15 protein-coding genes are annotated in these 22,567 nt (G+C 40.9%); 9 read left to right on the top strand and 6 right to left on the bottom strand.

The features are described 5' to 3' along the window. Positions 1–7: 7 nt before the first annotated feature. The 3 genes from ABIS04_RS13560 to ABIS04_RS13550 are packed head-to-tail and all read right to left on the bottom strand — an operon-like array spanning position 8 to position 2,354. Positions 8–1,333 (bottom strand): ATP-binding protein, encoded by a 1,326-nt coding sequence (locus ABIS04_RS13560; RefSeq protein WP_350431408.1) that lies wholly within the window; start codon positions 1,331–1,333, stop codon positions 8–10. Continuing rightward, on the bottom strand, positions 1,326–2,009 hold the full coding sequence (locus ABIS04_RS13555) for a response regulator transcription factor (RefSeq protein ID WP_140234787.1): 684 nt from the start codon (positions 2,007–2,009) through the stop codon (positions 1,326–1,328). Before ABIS04_RS13555 ends, ABIS04_RS13560 begins: the two co-directional genes overlap by 8 nt. 3 nt (positions 2,010–2,012) lie before the next feature. Next, positions 2,013–2,354 carry a PepSY domain-containing protein gene (locus ABIS04_RS13550; protein WP_350431407.1) on the bottom strand — a complete coding sequence of 114 codons (342 nt, stop codon included), beginning with the start codon at positions 2,352–2,354 and terminating at the stop codon, positions 2,013–2,015. A gap of 304 nt (positions 2,355–2,658) precedes the next feature. On the opposite strand from ABIS04_RS13550, the gene ABIS04_RS13545 reads away from it, so the two are divergent. Both ABIS04_RS13545 and ABIS04_RS13540 read left to right on the top strand, forming a co-directional pair. Beyond that, the gene (locus tag ABIS04_RS13545) at positions 2,659–3,540 is read left to right on the top strand and encodes a choice-of-anchor H family protein (protein WP_140234786.1); all 882 of its coding nucleotides are present in this window, start codon (positions 2,659–2,661) and stop codon (positions 3,538–3,540) included. A 125-nt stretch (positions 3,541–3,665) separates the two neighbouring features. Beyond that, positions 3,666–4,343: an OmpA family protein gene (locus ABIS04_RS13540; RefSeq protein ID WP_350431406.1), complete on the top strand. Its 678-nt coding sequence runs from the start codon at positions 3,666–3,668 to the stop codon at positions 4,341–4,343. Positions 4,344–4,461: 118 nt separating this feature from the next. Here the strand turns inward: ABIS04_RS13540 and xseA are convergent, their stop codons facing one another. After that, complete coding sequence (gene xseA / locus ABIS04_RS13535) at positions 4,462–5,790, bottom strand: exodeoxyribonuclease VII large subunit (RefSeq protein ID WP_350431405.1); 1,329 nt, start codon at positions 5,788–5,790, stop codon at positions 4,462–4,464. Between the two features lie 118 nt (positions 5,791–5,908). On the opposite strand from xseA, the gene guaB reads away from it, so the two are divergent. From guaB to tadA, 3 genes are all read left to right on the top strand, one after another. Next, positions 5,909–7,375 carry an IMP dehydrogenase gene (guaB, locus tag ABIS04_RS13530; RefSeq protein WP_140234784.1) on the top strand — a complete coding sequence of 489 codons (1,467 nt, stop codon included), beginning with the start codon at positions 5,909–5,911 and terminating at the stop codon, positions 7,373–7,375. Positions 7,376–7,479: 104 nt separating this feature from the next. Continuing rightward, a complete protein-coding gene (gene guaA, locus ABIS04_RS13525; RefSeq protein ID WP_140234783.1) occupies positions 7,480–9,057 on the top strand; it encodes a glutamine-hydrolyzing GMP synthase in 1,578 nt (525 codons plus the stop codon). Between the two features lie 199 nt (positions 9,058–9,256). Next, the gene (tadA, locus tag ABIS04_RS13520; RefSeq protein ID WP_350433438.1) at positions 9,257–9,745 is read left to right on the top strand and encodes a tRNA adenosine(34) deaminase TadA; all 489 of its coding nucleotides are present in this window, start codon (positions 9,257–9,259) and stop codon (positions 9,743–9,745) included. A gap of 326 nt (positions 9,746–10,071) precedes the next feature. Here tadA and mltF read toward each other — a convergent pair whose 3' ends face one another. After that, positions 10,072–11,499 carry a membrane-bound lytic murein transglycosylase MltF gene (gene mltF, locus ABIS04_RS13515; RefSeq protein ID WP_350431404.1) on the bottom strand — a complete coding sequence of 476 codons (1,428 nt, stop codon included), beginning with the start codon at positions 11,497–11,499 and terminating at the stop codon, positions 10,072–10,074. Positions 11,500–11,854: 355 nt separating this feature from the next. On the opposite strand from mltF, the gene purL reads away from it, so the two are divergent. The 4 genes from purL (at position 11,855) to cydX (ending at position 19,853) form a co-directional block, all read left to right on the top strand. Next, the gene (gene purL / locus ABIS04_RS13510) at positions 11,855–15,736 is read left to right on the top strand and encodes a phosphoribosylformylglycinamidine synthase (protein ID WP_350431403.1); all 3,882 of its coding nucleotides are present in this window, start codon (positions 11,855–11,857) and stop codon (positions 15,734–15,736) included. 1,277 nt (positions 15,737–17,013) lie between these two features. Continuing rightward, complete coding sequence (locus ABIS04_RS13505; protein WP_350431402.1) at positions 17,014–18,570, top strand: cytochrome ubiquinol oxidase subunit I; 1,557 nt, start codon at positions 17,014–17,016, stop codon at positions 18,568–18,570. A gap of 15 nt (positions 18,571–18,585) precedes the next feature. Continuing rightward, positions 18,586–19,725, top strand: a complete 1,140-nt coding sequence (gene cydB, locus ABIS04_RS13500) for a cytochrome d ubiquinol oxidase subunit II (protein ID WP_137226445.1) — start codon at positions 18,586–18,588, stop codon at positions 19,723–19,725. Between the two features lie 17 nt (positions 19,726–19,742). Continuing rightward, entirely contained in the window at positions 19,743–19,853 is a 111-nt protein-coding gene (gene cydX / locus ABIS04_RS13495) for a cytochrome bd-I oxidase subunit CydX (RefSeq protein ID WP_137226446.1), read from the top strand. 556 nt (positions 19,854–20,409) lie between these two features. Here the strand turns inward: cydX and ABIS04_RS13490 are convergent. Continuing rightward, positions 20,410–22,434 (bottom strand): methyl-accepting chemotaxis protein, encoded by a 2,025-nt coding sequence (locus ABIS04_RS13490; RefSeq protein WP_350431401.1) that lies wholly within the window; start codon positions 22,432–22,434, stop codon positions 20,410–20,412. Between the last annotated feature and the right edge of the window lie 133 nt (positions 22,435–22,567).

The following is a 22,567-nucleotide window of genomic DNA, read 5'->3' as shown; positions in this document are numbered from 1 at the left end:
CAGGCGCTTACTGTTGGAAAGTAAATTCAAATTTGGCACCACCTAATGATGCCGATTGGCCTACCGTCAGTTTACCGTGATAACTGTCAACAAGATCTCTAACGATCGCCAGTCCGATCCCGTGGCCTTGAGTGTAAGTGTCAGCACGGATCCCTCGTTCAAAAATATGTTGCTGTTTATCTGTAGGAATACCTTCACCATCATCTTCAATTGTCATGCTCAGCTGATTTTCTTGCTGTGTAAGGCTCAATCTCACTTTTGTTTTAGCGGCTTTACAGGCATTGTCGAGCACGTTGCCGAGCATTTCTGTTAAGTCTGCTTCATCGCCTTTAAAGTGGGCTTGTTTGTTAGGGTGGTACTCAATGGTGAGATGCTTATTCTGGTAAATCTTCGTTAAGGTTCTGACTAATTTAACGGCTGCCTCGTCGATACTAACGCCTAAGTGCCAACCGCTACCAGCAGCACTTTGGGCTCGCGTTAGTTGGTAGGCAATAATGTGGTTAATGCGATTAATTTGCTCTGTTGAGGCTTCACTTAAATCAGCTTGAGTTTGAATAACCGCTAAAGGTGTTTTCAGACTGTGGGCTAAATCGGCTAAGGCATTGCGATAACGTTTGCGCTGATTTTGTTCGGTTTGTAATAAGGTATTTAATTGTTGAGCCACTTTTTGCAGTTCTACTGGGTAGTGAGTGCTTAACTGCATTGAATTACCTTGTTCTACTGCGCTGAGTTCTTGGCTAAATTGACCTAAAGGCTTTAGGGTCCACAATAGCCAGCTAAGCTGCACGATAACGAGCAAGGCGGTTAAAATGAGTAGCCAAGTCCACAAGGTATTAGAGAAGTTTCTGATTTGTTGTAGGTATTCTTGTTGGTCTTTTATAATGTGCAGCGTCATCGTAAAAGGCTGTTCGCTGGTGGCAAAACTCACGCTAAAACTGTATATCAATTGCGGTTTGTCATTAATTAATATTGAGTCAAATGCACTTCTACCGGTTACGGGTTTGGGTAAGTTAATCGGAGTATTTAGACCGAGAAATGAATTGGAACTCCACAGTAACTGGCTATCTTTGGTGATTAACGCATAAAGACCTGAACCAATTACATTGAACTGGTTTTCAAGTAAATGAGTTGGCATTTGTAATTGGTTATCTTCTACTTCAGCCATGGCTAAAACAGAGTAAACATAAGCTTTTAATTGGTTTTTTGCAGCCACATTTATTTGGCTTTCAAAGGCATTGTTTACGGTTATGCCGATAATGGGCAATAACACCAAAATCAGTAATAAGGCACTGATAACAATGCGGACTTTAAGTGAGTTGAGTAGTTTATGCATCTTGATCTAATTGACGCAGTCGATAACCTTGGCCGCGTAGCGTTTCGATTAGTTGATATTGATTGTCTGGGTCTAGCTTCTTACGTAAGCGACGAATAAACACTTCAATCACATTAGAGTCTAGGTCAAAATCTTGATCATAAATGTGTTCAATTAAACTGCTTTTTGAATGCACTGAACCCGGATGTAACATTAGGTATTCAAATAATTTGTATTCAGAACCACTTAAATTAATGCTTTGGAGATTTTTTTTAATTTCTAAGCTGCGGGTATTAATACTAAAGGGACCGTTTTGGATCACCGGACTGGCTTTACCTACTGAACGCCTAATTAACGCATTGATACGGGCGACTAATTCTTCTAGTTGAAACGGCTTACTTAAATAATCATCAGCGCCAGCATCTAATCCAACCACTTTGTCTTGCCAGCTGTCTCGAGCGGTTAAAATGATAATTGGGTAGCTGATATTTTGCTCACGCAATTGGCTGATTAATGACAAGCCATCGAGCTTAGGTAAACCAACATCTATAATAGCCACATCGTATTGATATTCTTGCGCTTGAAATAAACCTTCTTCACCATCGCTAGCGACATCAACAGTATACTGCGCTTCAATAAGATGCTGTTTGATATTACCTTGCAAGTTTAAATCATCTTCGACCAGTAATAATCTCATGGGCTAGTTCCTTGTGACTGATCCATTGCTGGCATCAATTGACACATAAAAAATCACCCCATCATTGGTGAGTAATTTAACTCGATAACCTGGATGTCCGTTGATGTTAGCTGATTGTACTTTTAACACTTTGCCTGAATAACTGCGTTTGGCCATTTGAATGGCTTGTTGTGAACTGGTCACGACTAAATTATTGTCTTGGCGATTATTTTTAGGGCCTGGGACAAGCTGTAACCTTGCAGATGAACTTAATGCAGACACCAGCGAAGTACCAGCAAAGCTGGGTGATGACATTACTAATATTAAGCCTAATAGAGTGGCACTGAGCTTGAGCATACGCTGCATTGTATTAATCCTAATAACCTCATTATTACTAGTGTAAAAGATCCCTTTCTATATAGAAACATCTACTTAAACTCAACTCAGTATAAGAGAAGTGATAAGTCGATATAAACCGCTTTATTTCAAACTAACCAATGTCTGAATGTTTTGTCAGTGCAGTATACGTGTTAACAGATGAACATTAACTGAATAGCGCTTATTAGTTACCTTATTGGGTGTTGAATCATGCTGCGGAGTTGATGTTCAGCTTGTGTTCATTTTGAGTGGGCTTTAATGATTGCAACATTTACGGTTGTGAGGAATAACCATGAAACAACATTCAAATAAGATGATCAACATAGCCCCAAGTCGTAAACCGTTTACATTGGGATTAAGTTTATGTGTTGCTTGTGCGTTAGGCTTAAGCTCTAGTGCGGTATTCAGTGCAGAAGTTGCTACCAGCCAAGTGATTGGAGCCTTTAGCCAAGCGCGCCAGCTTGATTCCTCAGCAATCAGTTCAGACACTGAAACTCAACAGCGAGTGGCAGAACTGCACCAGCAAGCAACGGTGTTATCTGCTAGTGCGGCAATCACTCAAAAAGTGACTCGTGAACAAATGATGGCTTTGCATCAAAAAGAGGCAACGACTAAAGAAAGCCAGCAACAGCGGGTTTTGGCTCAGCAAAATCAGGTGGTTTACTATGATTTCTCGTTCTATGGTGCCGACTCTTTTTTACTTGAAGACAACGATTATGACGGTTTTCATCAAACGTTTAGTGTGACTTTTGATGCTGATATTAATAGTAGTGCCGGTGATATTCAGAGCGATGTATTTGCTGAGTTATATTTAAGCCAAGACGGTGGTCCTTGGATCCATTATTACTCTACTGATGTTTTTAGTTTGTATTCTAATTCTGGCGATGATGATTACGAAGTGCTTACAACCTTGGCCAGCGGTTATCAAACCGATCATTATGATGTATTAATAGATTTGTATGAGTTGGGTTATGCCGATCCTGTGGCGACCATTAGCAGCGATGAGTCCAATGCTCTTTATGCTTTGCCGCTTGAAAGTAGTGATCGTGATGCGGTTTATGTAGAAGAGATTTATATCGAAACAGAACATTCAGGTGGGGCGTTGTCTTGGTTAACTGCTGGCTTATTGATGATGGTTGCAGGGTTTCGTAGACGTTTGATTAATAAAAAATAACCTAACTTTTTTACTTATCTACGTCTTAACTACGGTAGAATGCCTATTTTTGATTTTATCAGTTTTTTTGTTTTGATTTTGGCAGTTTTGACTTATTCATTAGGGATAAGTCGTTAGGAGTGAGTATGTTAGTAAAGTTAAATGCATCATTGTTATGCAGTTCATTAATTGGTTCGGCGCTGTTGTTATCTGGTTGCCAATTACCTAATCCTTATACGGGCGAATCAGAAAATGCTAAAGCAACTAATGGTGCCATTATTGGTGCCATTTCTGGTGCAGTCATTGGTGTTGCCTCATCAAGTAAAAGCGATCGCGGTAAAGGTGCGTTAATTGGTGCTGCATCAGGTGCTGCTGTCGGTGGCGGTGTTGGTTATTATATGGATGTGCAAGAGGCGGAGCTTCGTAAACAACTCAGTTCAACGGGTGTGAGTGTGACTCGCAACGGTGACACTATTGTATTGAATATGCCCAATGAAGTGACCTTTGCCGTTGATCAAACTGTCTTAAGTTCACGTGCTAAATCAGTATTAAACAGTGTTGTATTAGTTGCTAAAGAATATGATGATACTCGCTTAAACGTGATTGGTTATACCGACAGTTCGGGTTCTGATTCTTACAACTTGCGTTTATCTCAAGTACGAGCAAGTGAAGTTGCACAGTATCTCACTAGCCAAAACATCAGTGGTTCACGCGTATCGTCTACTGGCATGGGTGAGTCTAGCCCAATTGCAAGCAATGCTACCTCAAGTGGCCGAGCTCAAAACCGCCGCGTAGAAATAGTGCTAACGCCAATAGGCAAGTAGTTCGCTAAAATTTAAGTCAAAAATGGCACTAAGTGATTGATTCACTTTGTGCCATTTTTTATGATTATATTTGCTCGTTAACCAATCTATGTGGCGTGTTTACCACGACTTATCATAGCTATTTAACTATCGAAGTTAAATTGCCTTGTGCAAGTTGAGTGTTAATTTCATCACCCGATTTTACATTGGCAACATCAAATAATACTTTGCCATTATTGTCTTTCGTTATTGAATAACCACGACTTAATGTTGCCAACGGACTCACGGTGTCAAGCTGATGCGCTGCATTAGTCAGCTTTTGCTCTGATTGAGTTAATTTATGCTGTATTACATCAACTAAACGAGTTTGCAGGTAAGACAATCGATTTGTTTCCAAGGTTAGGGTATTAATCGGCGATCGTTGCTGTAAGCGATTATGTAATTGCTGGTGGCGTAGGGTTAACCGGCTGAGCTTATGCTGTAAGGAATTTTCTAAGCGCATTTGCATTTCATCAAAACGCTGTTCAAATTGTTGCAGTTTACGTTGTGGCTCATGGCGTTGCAGTTGATGGGACAACTGAGTTAATCGTCCATACTGCTGTAATTGGTAATGTTTCATACCCTGTTGCATACGCGATAACAACAACGCCAATTTTTCTGCTTTATTGCCTTTGTCTTTTGACAATAACTCTGCACCTGCGGATGGCGTTGGCGCGCGAACATCGGCAACATAGTCACTAATGGTGGTATCTATTTCATGGCCGACAGCACTGATAATCGGTAAGGCGCTGTTATAAATAGCATGAGCTAAATGTTCGCTATTGAAACACCATAAATCTTCTAATGAACCACCACCACGGGTAAGCAACAGAACATCGACTTCCATGCGTTGGTTTGCAGCGACAATCGCTTGGCAGATTAATTGACTGGCCGTGGCACCTTGCACTTGAGTAGGGTACACAATCACTTCGATAGAGGGATCCCGACGAGCTAATACATGCAATATATCTCGCAGTGCCGCACCAGTTGCCGATGTCACCACCCCAATACGTTGAATGTTATCAGGAATAGGGCGTTTGGTTTCTAATGCAAATAAACCTTCAGCAGCCAATTTAAGTTTTAATGCTTCAAATTCTTGTGCCAGTAACCCATCACCAGCAGGCAGCATCGACTCAAGCAGCAACTGATAGTCACCACGTGGCTCGTAAACACTGATTGCACCTTTTACTAATACTTGTTGGCCATTAATAGGTTTAAAACGTACCGATTGATTACGGCCCTTAAACATCGCACAACGAACTTGTGAATGAGCGTCCTTCAAGGTGAGATACCAGTGTCCTGAACTGGGTGCCGAAAAGTTTGATATTTCACCATTTAGCCAAATTTTGCCGATTTGACCTTCAAGAATATGCCTCACTTCGCTATTTAATTGCGACACACTGTAAACATTGTTTTTTGTGGCACTCATGAGAGTTCTCATTCTAACGTTAATAAATTTCTATTTTCCATTTACCAACAGCAATATGCAAGGTATAATCTCGCCGCAATATTTCACTCAAAATCCTACTTACTAGGGAGATGTTGCCATGCTACGTTTACTGAAAGATGCACTAACCTTTGATGATGTTTTGTTGGTTCCTGCCCACTCGACCGTACTCCCTAATACCGCAGTTCTTAAAACTCGTTTAACGAACAAAATTGAATTAAATATTCCACTTGTATCAGCTGCTATGGATACTGTGACTGAATCTCGTCTTGCGATCGCGATGGCGCAAGAAGGTGGTTTAGGGTTTGTTCATAAAAACATGAGTATTGAGCAACAAGCCGAAGAAGTCCGTAAAGTTAAAAGTTATGAAGCCGGTATTGTTCAAGACCCGGTTACCGTTACGCCTACAACAACCTTAACTGATTTACGTTTACTAACTGAACGTAATGGTTTTGCCGGTTACCCTGTTGTGAATGATGCACACGAACTTGTGGGCATCATTACTGGTCGTGACGTGCGTTTTGTAACTGACTGGAGCAAAACGGTTGCCGACATGATGACCCCTAAAGATCGTTTGGTTACCGTGATCGAAGGCACGAAGTTAGATGAAGTGCAAAAATTAATGCATTCTCATCGTATTGAAAAAATCTTAGTGATTGACAATAACTTTAAACTTAAAGGCTTAGTCACCGTTAAAGATTTCGAAAAAGCGGAACGCAAACCAAACGCATGTAAAGACGAATTAGGTCGTTTACGTGTCGGTGCTGCAGTTGGTGCTGGTCCAGGCAATGAAGAGCGTGTTGATGCCCTTGTAAAAGCCGGTGTTGACGTTTTATTGATTGACTCATCACATGGTCACTCAGAAGGTGTATTACAGCGCATTCGTGACACCAGAGCTAAATACCCCGATTTACAAATTGTTGGCGGCAACGTGGCAACGGCATCTGGCGCGCTTGCGTTAGTCGAAGCAGGCGTTAACGCTGTTAAAGTCGGTATTGGCCCTGGTTCAATTTGTACTACTCGTATTGTAACGGGTGTCGGTGTGCCGCAAATTACTGCGGTATCTGATGCTGCTGAAGCAGTGCTTGCGTTAGGCATTCCTGTTATTGCAGATGGCGGTATTCGTTTTTCTGGCGATTTAGCTAAAGCATTAGCCGCAGGTGCATCATGCATCATGGCGGGTTCTATGTTTGCCGGTACTGAAGAAGCGCCAGGTGAAACTGAACTTTACCAAGGTCGTGCTTATAAGTCATACCGTGGTATGGGATCTCTGGGCGCAATGGGCCAAACTCAAGGTTCATCTGATCGTTACTTCCAAAGTGACAACGCCGCAGACAAACTCGTACCTGAAGGTGTTGAAGGTCGCGTGCCGTACAAAGGTAAGTTGAAAGAAATTATTCATCAACATATGGGCGGCTTGCGTTCATGTATGGGCTTAACGGGCTGCGCTACCATTAAAGATTTAAATGAAAAAGCACAGTTTGTAAGAGTCACTTCAGCAGGTATGGGTGAGTCACATGTACATGACGTGACCATTACCAAAGAAGCACCAAACTATCGTTCATAATTACTGTAAGGGCGACGTTATGTCGCCCTTGTTTTATTAGCGCTAATTTGCCCGCATCAGTTGGATGCGAGTTATTACAATTAATTAATATGTAAAGGTTATTCATGAGTAATATTCACGATCATAAGATTCTAATCCTCGATTTTGGTTCTCAGTACACTCAACTTATTGCGCGTCGTATCCGTGAAATTGGTGTGTATTGTGAGTTATGGGCGTGGGATGTGAGCGAAGCGCAAATTCGTGAGTTTGCCCCAAATGGTATTATTTTGGCTGGTGGCCCTGAAAGTGTCACCGCTGACAATTCACCACGAGCTCCTGAATATGTGTTTACTGCTGGTGTACCGGTATTGGGTATTTGTTATGGCATGCAAACCATGTCAGAACAGCTTGGCGGTAAAGTAATTAAAGGCATTGGTGAAGGCGAGTTTGGTTATGCCCAAATAGAACTGCAAACCCCATCAGCATTGTTCAGCAGCATTGAAGACGCCGTGAGTGAAGAGGGTAAATCATTACTTGATGTGTGGATGAGTCACGGTGACAAAGTATCGGCTATTCCAGAAGGATTTGTGACAGTCGCGACCACAGCAACTTGCCCTTTTGCTGCTATGTCCAATGAAGAGAAAGGTTTTTACGGTGTACAGTTTCATCCTGAGGTGACTCATACTCGTCAAGGTCAGCGCATGCTAGAGCATTTTGCGTTAGACATTTGTAACTGTAAAGCCAATTGGAAACCGTCATCAATCATTGAAGATGCCATTGAGCGTCTTAAAAAACAAATTGGCGATGACGAAGTTATTCTAGGCTTGTCTGGCGGTGTTGATTCATCGGTTGTGGCGATGTTATTACACCGCGCCATTGGCGACAAATTAACATGTGTGTTCGTTGATAACGGTTTATTACGTTTGAATGAAGCTGATCAAGTATTAGAAATGTTTGGCGATCACTTTGGATTGAATATTGTTCACGTAGATGCCGAAAACCGTTTCTTAGATGCAATGGCTGGTGAAGCTGAGCCAGAAGCTAAGCGTAAAATTATTGGTCGTGTATTTGTTGAAATCTTCGATGAAGAATCAAAGAAATGTGCTAATGCTAAATGGTTAGCTCAAGGCACCATTTATCCAGATGTAATTGAATCAGCGGGCAGTGCAACGGGTAAAGCCCATGTGATTAAGTCGCACCACAATGTTGGCGGTTTACCTGCCGATATGAAGATGGGTTTAGTTGAGCCATTACGTGAATTATTTAAAGATGAAGTGCGTAAGATCGGTTTAGAGTTAGGCTTGCCGTATAACATGCTTTATCGTCATCCTTTCCCTGGGCCTGGTTTAGGTGTTCGTGTACTTGGCGAAGTGAAAAAAGAGTATTGTGATTTATTGCGCAGTGCAGATGCTATCTTTATTGAAGAACTGCATAAAGCAGATTTGTATAATAAAGTTAGCCAAGCCTTTACGGTGTTTTTACCGGTTCGTTCGGTAGGTGTAATGGGCGATGGTCGTAAATATGATTGGGTTGTATCGTTGCGTGCGGTAGAAACTATCGACTTTATGACAGCACATTGGGCACATTTACCGTATGATTTCTTAGGTCGCGTTTCAAACCGCATTATCAATGAAGTCGATGGTATTTCACGTGTAGTTTATGATATTTCAGGTAAGCCACCTGCAACAATCGAATGGGAATAACCCTGTAAGATTAAACCTAGTTTGATTTAAAAAAGACGCTGCGGCGTCTTTTTTATTTGCTAGAATAGTGAACATAACAATTACCTAGGTTAATAGAGTGACAGATACCCCAAAGGCAGCCGTTTCAACCGAACCTTGGCCTCTTGCTGATGTTGATAATGACATTGCCGCTCCCCAAGTGAATCATGTTCAGTTAGCCATTGATGAAAAGTGGATGCGCGTAGCGATGCAACTTGCTGAGCAAGCCGAGCAACAAGGTGAGGTGCCCGTTGGTGCTGTGTTGGTTAAAGACGATGTTTTAATTGCCAGTGGTTGTAATTTAAGTATTGTAAATCACGATCCAACGGCACATGCCGAGATGGAATGTATCCGCCAAGCAGGCAAGGTACTGGAAAACTATCGTATGCTGGACACCACTTTATATGTCACGTTAGAACCTTGCACTATGTGCGCAGGAGCTATGATCCACAGTCGCATTACCAGGATAGTGTATGGTGCAGATGATTTAAAAACAGGCGCAGCAGGTAGCGTAATTAATTTATTGCAACATCCTGCTTTCAATCATCAGCTTGATGTGACTTCTGGCGTGCTAGCCGCGCAATGTGCGGAGCAATTAAGTTTGTTTTTTAAGCGCCGTCGAGCAGAAAAAAAAGCACTCAAACAGTTAGCGATAAAGTCGCCTGATTGAGTGCTGTTCTATGTGTTTGTTCGACGGTATAGCTAAATAGTGTGTGATTAAGTTTCGTGACTGTGAATGAGTAAAAAGTGTGCCCTTATGCGGGTTCTAATACGGATTTTGTGTAGTTTTTGCGTAACGCGGCGACGTGAAATGGTATTGTTTAAAGCTCTTCTTCTCATACCGTGAATCCTTAATATTGGCTAATCTCACAGATGTTCTAAATAAATGCATACTTAACTCGCATGCTTTATATTGATAAATTCGGTGACATCATACGCTCTTTTTGTGACGATTATGCGTTAGATTTAATTGAATTCCTCTTTTATACACCATTATTATTCTGCCGATACTTTAATATTGGTTGAGTCTTCTGCAATTACTTCAATTTGTCCATTACCTTCCATCGGTTCCAACTTTTTGGTTTGATTATCGACCCAAACTAAAGTGTCATAGTAACGACGAATACTGTCGACATAATGAACCGCCTCACTGCCGCGGGCATAGCCATAGCGTGTTTGTTTGTAATATTTAGATTGTTGTAGCAAAGGCAATACTTTTTTAACGTCACGCCAAGCGCTGGGATCCATTTCCATTGATTCCGCTAATCGACGCGCATCCTCAACATGGCCTAAACCGATATTATAAGAGGCTAATGCGAACCAAATTCGTTGGGCTTCCGGAATAGAATCTGGCAACCTTTCCATCATGTCTTTTAAATAAAATGCGCCACCACGTATACTTTGTTCAGCATCTAATCGGTCATCAACACCCACATAACTGGCGGTGGGTTGAGTTAGCATCATCATGCCTCTCACCCCTGTAGGTGAGCGAGCACTGGGGTTCCAATGTGATTCTTGATAACTAGCAGCGGCCAATTTACGCCAATCTAATTCGCCTGAATATTGCTCGAAAAAGCTGCGGTATTCTGGAAGGATATTATCGATTGCACGGATAAAGGCGCGTGTATCGACATAATCAAAGCGTTTAACATGGCCAAAATATTTTTCGTTTAAATGTTCAAGAGTACCCGCGCGCCTTTCTTTATGCCAAAAGGCCAATAATCGACTCATTAAACGATCGCTATTATTAGGCGGTAACAGCCACACTACTTCGACTTTTTCTTCTAAAATCATTCCTGCGCGCAATTCAGGTAAAAAACGCTGGTTGATCAATAAGCTATTAGAATCTGAAATCGTGTAGTTAAGTTCACCATTGGCTATTAATGCAAACAATTCTTCATTGTCTTTGTCGTTGACTTGGTTCCACAACAAATCTGGATAGTCTTTTTGTAACTTAGTTAACGTGTTGACTGAAGATGAGTTAGCCATAACGGTGATTTCACCCGACAAGGTGCTAATATCTTTGGGCTCAGGTGTTCCTTCTTTATAAACCAATACTTGATTGACTTTATATAAGGTCGGTCCCATTTTAAATTGTTGACTGCGGTTTGGGGTTTTAGCGATACCAGCAGCGATAATGTCAATCTTGTTATCTTTTAATGCCGCAAAAAGTTGCTTGCGATTGGTATACGGGATCATTTTTAAAGGGAGAGATAAATAATCAGCAAAACGTTGCGCCATTTCGAAGTCGAATCCGCTTTCGCCCAGTTCTGAATTAAGATAAATCTGTGGGCCATACAAGGTCCCTACCCTTAATTCGGTACGCTTTAGTGCGGGCGCAGCAATATCAACTTTTTGAATATCAACAGGTTGACAGGCGGATAATATCCCGCAAATTAAAATGATGAATAAGGTTTTGATCATATTTATTAATTGGTTATCTTAAGTTGTTTCGTTCATTTCACGAGAGTAATACGTAAGAAACGAATGTAATACTGGTTGAATAGCCTTTAAATATGTAGGGGGTTAGGGTGTTTTTTTGGTTACTTTATCAGGAGTTTTCCTAAACGCCTATAGTTGAACGAATAAGCAGCATTTTGTGGTTGTTTTTTGTTAAAAGGTAAAGTGATTATGTTATTCAATTTATCATTACTTAGGATAGATATTTTCCCTATCAGGAAACACTGTTTTTACTGGTCCTTAAAGGTGATTTGTAGTGTGCAATTCCTTATAATAGCGCCAATTCTGATCCTCCTATATTATAAGGTGAATAGACGTGATGGAAATCATTCGCGGAGCCCCAGCACTATCTGCATTTAGAGTTCAAAAATTCATGGAGGCTTGCGAAAATGCAGCGCTTCCTGTATCGCAAATTTATGCTGAATATGTTCATTTAGCTGATTTGAATGAATCACTAGATGATAATGAGCGTCTACAGTTAGAAACCATTCTTACCTACGGGCCAGCAATTGAGTCCCATGCGCCACAAGGCACTTTGTTATTTGTTACTCCGCGTCCTGGCACTATTTCTCCTTGGTCATCTAAAGCAACCGATATTGCCCATAACTGTGGTTTAAGTAAGGTTAAGCGTCTTGAACGTGGTATTGCTTATTATGTTGAAGCCCCTGTATTAACGGCAGAGCAACAAAAACAACTGAATGGTTTATTGCATGACCGCATGGTTGAAGTCATGTTGCCAGCATTTGAAGCTGCAGAAGTATTATTTGCTCACACTGAACCAGCAAAATTCAGCAGTGTGAATATTCTTGCAGAAGGTCGTCGCGCATTAGAAGTGGCTAACGTGAAGTTAGGCTTGGCGCTTGCTGATGATGAAATTGACTATTTAGTTGAAAACTTTGTACGTTTAAAGCGCAACCCAAACGACATCGAATTAATGATGTTTGCTCAAGCAAACTCGGAACATTGTCGCCACAAAATCTTTAATGCTGATTGGACAATCGATGGCGAAGTGCAGCCAAAGTCATTATTCAAAATGATTAAAAACACTTTTGAAGTCACACCAGATTACGTGTTATCAGCTTACAAAGATAATGCCGCGGTGATGGCGGGTTCTGTTGCTGGTCGTTTTTTCCCTGATCCCGATGGTATTTACAACTACCACTCCGAACCAATGCATATATTGATGAAAGTAGAAACACACAATCATCCTACTGCAATTAGTCCATATCCTGGTGCAGCTACTGGCTCTGGTGGTGAAATTCGCGATGAAGGTGCTACAGGCCGAGGCTCTAAACCTAAAGCGGGTTTATCTGGTTTTACCGTTTCTAATTTAAAAATCCCTGGTTTTGTACAGCCATGGGAAGGCGATTACGGCAAGCCAGATCGCATTGTAACGCCACTTGAAATTATGCTTGAAGGCCCACTAGGCGGTGCCGCATTTAACAACGAATTTGGTCGCCCAGCTATTACGGGTTATTTCCGTACTTACGAGCAATTAGTCTCTAGTCATAATGGTGTTGAAGTTCGTGGTTATCATAAACCCATTATGATTGCTGGTGGCTTAGGTAATATCCGTGAAGATCATGTTCAAAAAGGCGAAATCACCATTGGCGCTAAGCTCATTGTGCTTGGCGGACCTGCAATGAACATTGGTTTAGGTGGCGGCGCAGCATCTTCAATGGCATCTGGTCAGTCTAGCGAAGATTTAGATTTTGCATCTGTACAACGTGAAAATCCAGAAATGGAACGCCGTTGTCAGGAAGTGATCGACCGCTGCTGGCAGTTAGGTGACACCAATCCAATTCAATTTATTCACGATGTGGGTGCGGGGGGATTATCAAATGCATTCCCTGAATTAGTGAATGATGCAGACCGTGGTGGGGTATTCAATTTACGTAATGTTCCCTCTGACGAACCAGGCATGAGCCCGCTTGAAATTTGGTGTAATGAATCACAAGAACGTTATGTGTTATCGGTTGCGCCAGAGAACTTACAACAGTTTGCTGATATTTGTGCCCGTGAACGCGCACCATTTGCAGTGGTTGGTGAAGCGACAGCAGAAATGCATTTAACCCTTGCCGACAGTCACTTTAACAACAAGCCTATTGATTTACCGCTTGAAGTTTTATTAGGCAAAGCACCTAAAATGAGCCGTGATGTAGTGACGGCTCAAGCGGTATCGCCAGCGTTAGATCAAACTAAAATTGAGCTAAAAGATGCCGTTAAGCGCATTTTAACCTTGCCAACCGTGGCAGACAAAACCTTCCTTATCACCATTGGTGATCGCTCCGTTACTGGTTTAGTGAATCGCGACCAAATGGTGGGCCCATGGCAGGTTCCAGTAGCCGACTGTGCGGTAACTGCATCAAGTTATGACAGTTACTGCGGTGAAGCAATGTCTATGGGTGAGCGTACTCCGTTAGCCTTACTCGATTTTGACGCCTCTGCCCGTATGGCCGTTGCTGAGTCGATTATGAACATTGCCGGTACTGATATTGGCTCGTTCAAGCGTATTAAATTGTCTGCCAACTGGATGTCGCCAGCAGGTCACCCAGGTGAAGATGCGGGTTTATATCAAGCCGTTAAAGCGATTGGTGAAGACCTTTGTCCAGAACTTGGTATTACTATTCCGGTCGGTAAAGACTCCATGTCGATGAAAACCGCATGGGAAGATAATGGTACCCAGAAAACTGTTACATCGCCAATGTCGTTAGTCATCACCGCTTTTGGTGTAGTGCAAGATATTCGTAAAACGGTAACGCCAGAGCTTCGCAGTGATAAAGGTGACAGCGCATTATTAATGCTGGACCTAAGTAATGGTCAAAACCGTTTAGGCGGTTCTTGCTTTGCGCAGGTTTACAGTGAGCTAGGTGACATAGCACCAACATTGGATATTACCGCTAACTTAGCGGGCTTCTTTGAAGTGATGCAGCAGCTAGTCGCTGATCAAGCTGTTATGGCTTATCACGACCGCAGTGACGGCGGTTTATTTACCACCTTAGTGGAAATGGCATTTGCTGGTAATACAGGGTTAACTATTGATTTAGCTAGTTTGAGTGGTACTGATTTAGAACGTCTATTTAACGAAGAACTCGGTGCCGTTATTCAAGTTAGTGCTGCTGATGTTAAAGCCATTACCGCGCGATTTGAGGCTAAAGGCGTAACGTGTCATCACATTGGTGGTTTACAAGCAACAGACAAAATTAGCATTAACGATGGCGAGCGAGTGATCTTTACCGATAGTCGTACGGCATTACGTACCTTGTGGTCAGAAACTACCTATCGCTTGCAAGCACTGCGTGACAACCCAGAATGCGCACGCGAAGAGTATGAACTTAAACAGCAAGCTGATGCGCCAGGTCTAACGGTTAAATTAGGCTTTAACCCAAGTGAAGATGTGGCCGCACCTTATATTCTTAAAGGTGCAGCACCTAAAATGGCTATTTTACGTGAGCAGGGGGTTAACTCCCATGTTGAAATGGCAGCTGCATTTGACCGTGCGGGTTTTGAAAGTCGTGACGTGCACATGTCGGATATCTTATCTGGACGAATTAGTTTAGAAGAATTCCAAGGCCTTGTGGCTTGTGGTGGGTTCTCATACGGTGACGTTCTCGGTGCTGGTGAAGGTTGGGCAAAATCGATTCTGTTTAATGATCGTGCCCGCGATGAGTTTAGCCGTTTCTTTGAACGTGATTCAAGCATTGCACTTGGTGTGTGTAATGGTTGTCAAATGTTGTCTAACTTGAAACAAATTATTCCAGGCAGCGAACATTGGCCGCATTTTGTGCGTAACCGTTCAGAGCGTTTTGAAGCGCGATTCAGTTTGGTTGAAGTACAGCAAACACCGTCGGTATTTTTTGAAGGTATGGTCGGTTCGCGTATGCCTATCGCAGTCTCTCATGGTGAAGGTTTGGCTGAATTTGCCAACGCACAAGCACTGGCAAATGCAGAAGCTTCTGGCACTATTGCGCTACGTTATGTCGATGGTCATGGTCAAATTGCCACTCAGTACCCAGAAAACCCAAATGGTTCTGCTAATGGGTTAACCGGTATTTGTACTACAGATGGTCGCGTTACGATTATGATGCCGCACCCTGAGCGTGTATTTAGAACCGTTGCCAACTCATGGCATCCTGATAACTGGGGTGAAGACAGCCCATGGATGCGGATGTTCCGTAATGCACGGGTTAAGATTGGTTAATACCAAATCAACACCCTAGCTAAAGTAAAGTACTAAGGCGACTCAATTGAGTCGTCTTTTTATTGGCTGGGTATTTAATAACTATTCAATTTATGCAGTTAGCGATGGCTGGCTGTATGATTTTCACATGATCTTGGCCGATCATGTAACGTAAATTAATACTTGGTTTAGAGCTAAGTTTAGAGCTAAGTTTAGTCTTCTGTTTAGAGCTAGGTTTGAGAAGTAGGTTAGCGCTCAGTTTAGGATAAGAGTTAGTCTAGTTCGCGGCGTTATTGTTCGTCATAAAGAAAAACCCCATAGATTAACTCTATGGGGTTTTCTGTATCGTTATATTAGGGTAATAACGATTGCCGGTTAATATGATTTCTGCGCTAACAAAAATAACCACTAACACTGTGTAGCTAAAAAAGTGATCTAACTTATTTCAATTCTTTAGCTGTAAACATTTCAGTAAAAGCACGTTTATACAAGTTGGCAATATTTTCAAATAATTGAGTCATAACTGAATCTCTTAATATTAGGTGATGATGGATTAAGACTACGACGCCTTGCTCACTCAGTATGCGTCTTCTTAACTGTGCATTAATTATACGGTTTAATATTATTGTCTTCAAGCGAGAAAAAATGATATTTGTCATTAGTTATTCTAATGCTTTTGTTTTTTTAATGTATTGTCTCATTAGTGTTGTTGTTTTTATCATCTTGTTTTTATTTAATTTATTATTTTAGTCTGATTATATTATTTAATAAATTATTCATCCTAAGTTAATAATTAATTAAATAATATACTTTGTGGTAACAATTGGCTCTAATGACCAAATAATCGGTTTTTTATTTATAGGCATTGTGGCTCCTAGCAATGGGAGGAATATTGTCAATACCTCTTGGGAGGACAAAAGTGTAGTTTGTTAATTGTAACGACTTTTTTGAGTATATAAGTATAAGTTGTCTGCTCTGGTATCGTTTTAAAGACCAGTTTTAAGCATTTTAATTATTCTAAGTTAATGATTATATAAGTAAAAAAAATATCTATGCAAAAGATCTAATGTGGGTCACAAATTTGACTAAAAAATATGATCTACTCAAGGATTATACCGTAAGATATAAGCGTTTAGGATTGGGCTTGAAAACATAGGCAAACAGATTAATTTATCATTTTTTACATTTTGGTGAGTTGTTCATTGTTTCAAAATGACCGTTTTCAGGTATAACATCATCATTATGGCAACAATCTGTTGCTGTGTCGTATTTGGTTGTACTGAAGTAAGGAGTCGCCAATGATTATCGAAGAGGTCGTTGAGCTATCGCGTTATCAATTTGCGTTTACAGCTATGTACCACTTTTTATTTGTTCCACTCACCCTAGGTTTAGCCTTTATTCTTGCCATTATGGAATCACTTTATGTGATGACCAATAAGCAAATCTATAAAGACATGACAAAATTTTGGGGTAAATTGTTTGGTATTAATTTTGCGTTAGGTGTCGCAACTGGTTTAGCGATGGAGTTCCAGTTTGGTACTAACTGGTCCTACTATTCTCATTACGTCGGTGACATTTTTGGTGCGCCTCTGGCGATAGAAGCTTTGATGGCTTTCTTCCTTGAGTCAACGTTAGTCGGAATGTTCTTTTTTGGTTGGGATCGCTTCAGTAAACGCCAACATTTAGTCGTCACTTGGCTTGTCGCTCTTGGCTCTAATTTGTCAGCGTTATGGATTTTGATCGCAAACGGTTGGATGCAAAACCCTGTGGGTTCGGTGTTTAACTATGAAACCATGCGCATGGAAATGATCGATTTTGGCGCTTTGGTGTTTAACCCTGTAGCGCAAGTTAAGTTTGTTCATACAGTCGCATCTGGTTATGTTGCCGGAGCCATGTTTGTACTTGCTATTAGCTCGTACTATATATTGAAAGGTCGAGACTTACCGTTTGCTCGTCGCTCGTTTGCCATTGCCGCAAGCTTTGGTTTGGCTTCCATTCTATCGGTTATTGTACTTGGTGATGAATCTGGCTATGAAGTCGGTGAAGTTCAGCGGGTAAAATTAGCAGCAATTGAAGCTGAGTGGCACACTGAGCCTGCACCAGCAGCCTTTACTGCGGTCGGTTTTCCTAATCAAGAAACGATGAAAACCGATTATGCCATTAAAATTCCATATGCGATGGGCATTATTGCCACTCGATCTTTAGATACCGAAGTGACTGGTATTACCGATCTCGTTAAAAATCATGAAGCACGCATTCGTACTGGTATGGTTGCTTACGGATTACTTGAAAAACTACGTGCAGGTGATAAATCTGCCGAAGTAAGAGAGCAATTTGAAGCGGTTAAAGACGATTTAGGTTATGGCTTCTTACTGAAGCGTTATACCGATAAAGTGGTCGATGCGACTGAAGAGCAAATTATTGCTGCCTCTTTTGATTCTATTCCTACTGTGGCACCAATGTTCTGGACCTTCCGTATTATGGTTGGTGCAGGTGTGATTATGCTATTTGTATTTGCTGCTGCGTTCTGGCAAAGCACTCGTCATAAAATTGCAGAGAAAAAATGGCTACTTCGCGCTGCACTTTATAGTTTACCGCTTCCTTGGGTTGCCATTGAATGTGGTTGGTTTGTGTCAGAGTTTGGTCGCCAACCTTGGACCATTTCAGAAATTCTACCAACCTTCATGTCTGCATCGAGTTTAACGCCGGCCGATTTATGGTTCAGTATTATTTCGATCACGGTTTTCTACACTATTCTGTTGGTTATAGAAGCTTACTTGATGTTTAAGTTTGCACGTCTTGGCCCAAGCAGCTTAAAAACTGGTCGTTACCATTTTGAAAACCAAGATGCTTAAGCGGAGGACCTGATTATGTTTGATTATGAAGTATTAAGATTTATCTGGTGGGCACTAATTGGTGTGTTACTTGTTGGTTTTGCTGTGGCTGATGGTTTTGATATGGGCGTGGGTATGTTATTACCGATTATTGGTAAAGACGATACTGAACGCCGTATTATGATTAACACTATCGCACCGCACTGGGACGGTAACCAAGTATGGTTAGTTACAGCTGCTGGTGCATTGTTTGCCGCTTGGCCTATGGTCTATGCCGTATCGTTTTCGGGCTTTTATGTAGCGATGATGCTAGTATTATTCGCTTTATATTTACGTCCAGTCGGCTTTGATTATCGTTCTAAAATTGAAGATCCAAGATGGCGTAAGTCATGGGATGGGGCATTATTTGTCGGCAGTTTTGTGCCACCATTAATCATTGGTGTAGCATTTGGTAACTTACTGCAAGGTGTACCTTTTAACTTTGATGAATATCTACGTGCAACTTACCATGGCGGATTCTTCGGTTTATTAAATCCGTTTGGTTTGTTAGTTGGACTTGTCAGTGTAACAATGTTTGTTATGCAAGGGGCTTCATGGTTACAAATGAAGACAGATGGCGAGTTACGGGTACGCAGTGTTAAGGCATCACAAATTTGTGGTGGTCTATTATTTGTACTCTTTGGTGCTGCTGGTGTCTGGTTAGTCAACGGTATTGATGGATACGTCATTACCTCTACACTTGATCTAGCTGGTCCGTCAAATCCAACCACTAAAACGGTCGCTATTGAAGCGGGCGCTTGGTTAACTAATTATGACAAATATCCTATTACGATGTTGTTTCCAGTATTAGGATTATTAATGCCAATATTAGTGATTTTTGCTAGTCGCTTAAATCGCAGTGGTTTTGCATTCTTATTTAGTTCACTTGCTGTTGCTGGCGTTATTTTGACTTGTGGTGCAGCAATGTTCCCATTTGTTATGCCATCATCACTAGAGCCTAATGCTAGCTTAACCATGTGGGATGCGACAGCCAGCCAACTATCGCTTAATGTGATGACCGTTGTTGCTGCCATCTTTGTACCAACGATACTTTGTTATACTGCTTGGACTTATTACAAGATGTTCGGCCGTTTAAATCGTGAGTTTATTGAAAACAATAAAACCTCACTTTACTAAATTAAGGAGCAACATCTATGTGGTATTTTGCGTGGATTTTAGGGGTATTGTTAGCGTGTGCATTCGGTATTATCAACGCCTTATGGCTTGAGAATACTGAAAATATGGATCGCAATAGCGAACTATAAACGTTATACATTCTGAAAAAAAACCGCTTTAGTGATAAAGCGGTTTTTTATTGGCTGTAAAACACACTACGCCACTAAAGTTGATAAGCTTCGAAGCAAAGTGATGGTGTAGGTTTTTGAAGATAAATCTATCAGTATAGCTAGTCACAGGTATCTGACTGGCACATTCATGATTTTTAATGCGTCATAAATACAAAGTCTGGCTTTATGTGTACTATTCGGATAATTAACTACATCGGCATTATCAATGGTTACGATTACTAATGTGGTAACGAAGTTAGTAATAATATGATGGTTGTCCTAATGATGATTGGGGCTGGTAGCGTGTTCAATTAGCGGTTATTGCTTTATATAAATTATTTAACCAGAACCCAATTGCTGGATTCTGGCGTTTATAACAAATTTCATTTAGTTAATCAGCGATAACTTAACCCTCGTCATCCTATGAGATAAGCTGGTTTTTGATAGAAACCAGCCCATTTCAAGCAATCAATATCAAGCTTGGTTTATAGCAAAGTTATACAGAGTGATAACGAGGTACTGGACTGCTTAAAAGCTATTTATCACTCTCAACTGAGCTAAGGTTAAATATACCTATTTGTTGTTTAATACTCACAGCAAGCGCAGTTAATTGCTCTGCATCAGTCACTGCTTTTGTTGCTCGTTCATCACTATTTTGTGCCAGAGTCGATATAGTATGTAAGCTTTGCGATACCTCATTTGCTACTGTGCTTTGTTGTTTGGTTGCACTGGCGATACTTGATGAAAATAATGCCATTTCAGCGATGTTTTGATTAATTTGACTTAGTTGATTGTTGACTGTATCGGCTTGCTCTGCGGAAGATATACCCAATTGCTGACACTGAACCATTTGCGTGGAGGTGTTGTTGACTTGCTTTTGTAATTTACTGATTGTTGAGTTTATTTCACTTAATGAATCTTGTGTCCTTTGCGCAAGTGAACGGACTTCATCAGCCACAACTGCAAAACCGCGACCTTGCTCACCTGCTCTAGCTGCTTCAATCGCTGCATTTAAGGCCAATAAATTAGTTTGGTCGGCAATGCCATTGATTACCTCGGCTACTTGGCTGATGGCTTGGGTTTCTGTGCTTACACTTTCAATATTTTTTTCGCTTTGAATAAGTTGTTCACTCAAGGATTGTAGCGCTATGACCACCTGAGATAACTGAGTATGCCCTTGGTGGGATGCGCTATCAACTTCTTGGGCTTGTAGGGCTCCTTGACTGGCATTTTGTGCCACATCATTAATAGACGAAGACATCTCTTCAATAGCCGTCGCAATTTGCTCTGTTTGGTTTAGCAGTGCTTTTGCTTCGTTGCCATTTAATCTTGATGTTTCTTGACTCAGATTAGCTTGGCTTTCTAAGGTGATGACAGATTGCTTTAAGGATTCAATTAATCCCGCTAAATTAGCTGCCATTTTGGTAACACTTACTGTGATACTGTCAACTTCATTAAGACTGTCTTCAGGACATTTGGCAAAGTTTTGTGAAAGATCTCCTCGGCCCAAATTAGCTATTTGACCCTGTAAAATCTTTAATGGCTGAATTGCTCGACTAATTACTATAAACAGTAAAATAGAAATAAGCACTATACCAAGTACGGCTAATATGGCGTTATTTTTTAACATTCCTATGCTTTCATTACTCAACTCTTTTTCTGGCACAAAACCGACTAAAGTCCAATCCCAACCAGGAATATTGACAGAATAAGAATACATGACTTGATTAGACAGTGAGGTATAAACCCAACTACTTTTATCTGTAAGTGCCTTTTCAAGAGATAGTCCATCAAATAATGCTTCACTAAAGGGAGCTTCTGTTTCCAATTTTTGATGAGAAATAACTTGTTTATCAGCATTACGGATGATCACATAAGAACCAGATTCTTCTAAGGTCATTTTTTTAAATAAACTTTGTATTTGTTCAACTGATTGGGTGATATCAAAACCAATAAAAAGGATCGCAATGACGCTGCCACTGTTATCTTGAATAGGTTGATAAATTGTCATGTAGTCTTTGCCGAAAAGCTTAGAGTATCCTTCGTACTTTCCACCGTTAATTAACATCTTGTAACCTAGGTGTTTAGAACCTAAATAGGTGCCTAATGCACGGTTACCATCTGCTTTTTTTAGTGATGTAGCGACACGAACAAAATCATCATTATCACGAGCAAATATTGTTGCGACACCGCCTGTGAGTTTTGAAAAATGATCAACATCATCGTTTAAATTATTAACTTGTTCATTTTCATGAAGCAGTACCGGGGTATTAACTCCTGATACTTCAACTGTACTCCCTGCTAACGAAAAATCACCGGGGTATAAGTTGCGGAGAATCTCTGCATTTCGCCTAGCTAAGAATTGCATGCTGTCGTATTGCTGTTCAATTAAATTAGCATTACTGTGCATTTGTGATTTGACCGCTTCAATGGCTTTATCGTGTAATACAGTCGTTGCAGATAGATAGGAAAACCAAGACATGGCGGCATAGATAATGATAGACGATAGTACGACTAGAGACCCAATTTGTTTTGATATAGGCCAGTTTTTATAGTTCATATGCTTTTCTCATAATTGTTTTAATTATTGATCTATAATTTTCGTTTGGACTGAATTATTCAATGTACATGGGAAAGTATACCTATTCATTGTCATAAAACAAAAAGTGTGTTCATTCTCCAATAAATAACAT

The sequence above is a fragment of the Shewanella sp. H8 genome, assembly GCF_040285065.1.
Taxonomy (GTDB): domain Bacteria; phylum Pseudomonadota; class Gammaproteobacteria; order Enterobacterales; family Shewanellaceae; genus Shewanella; species Shewanella polaris.
This window is presented reverse-complemented; position numbering and strand designations above follow the sequence as displayed.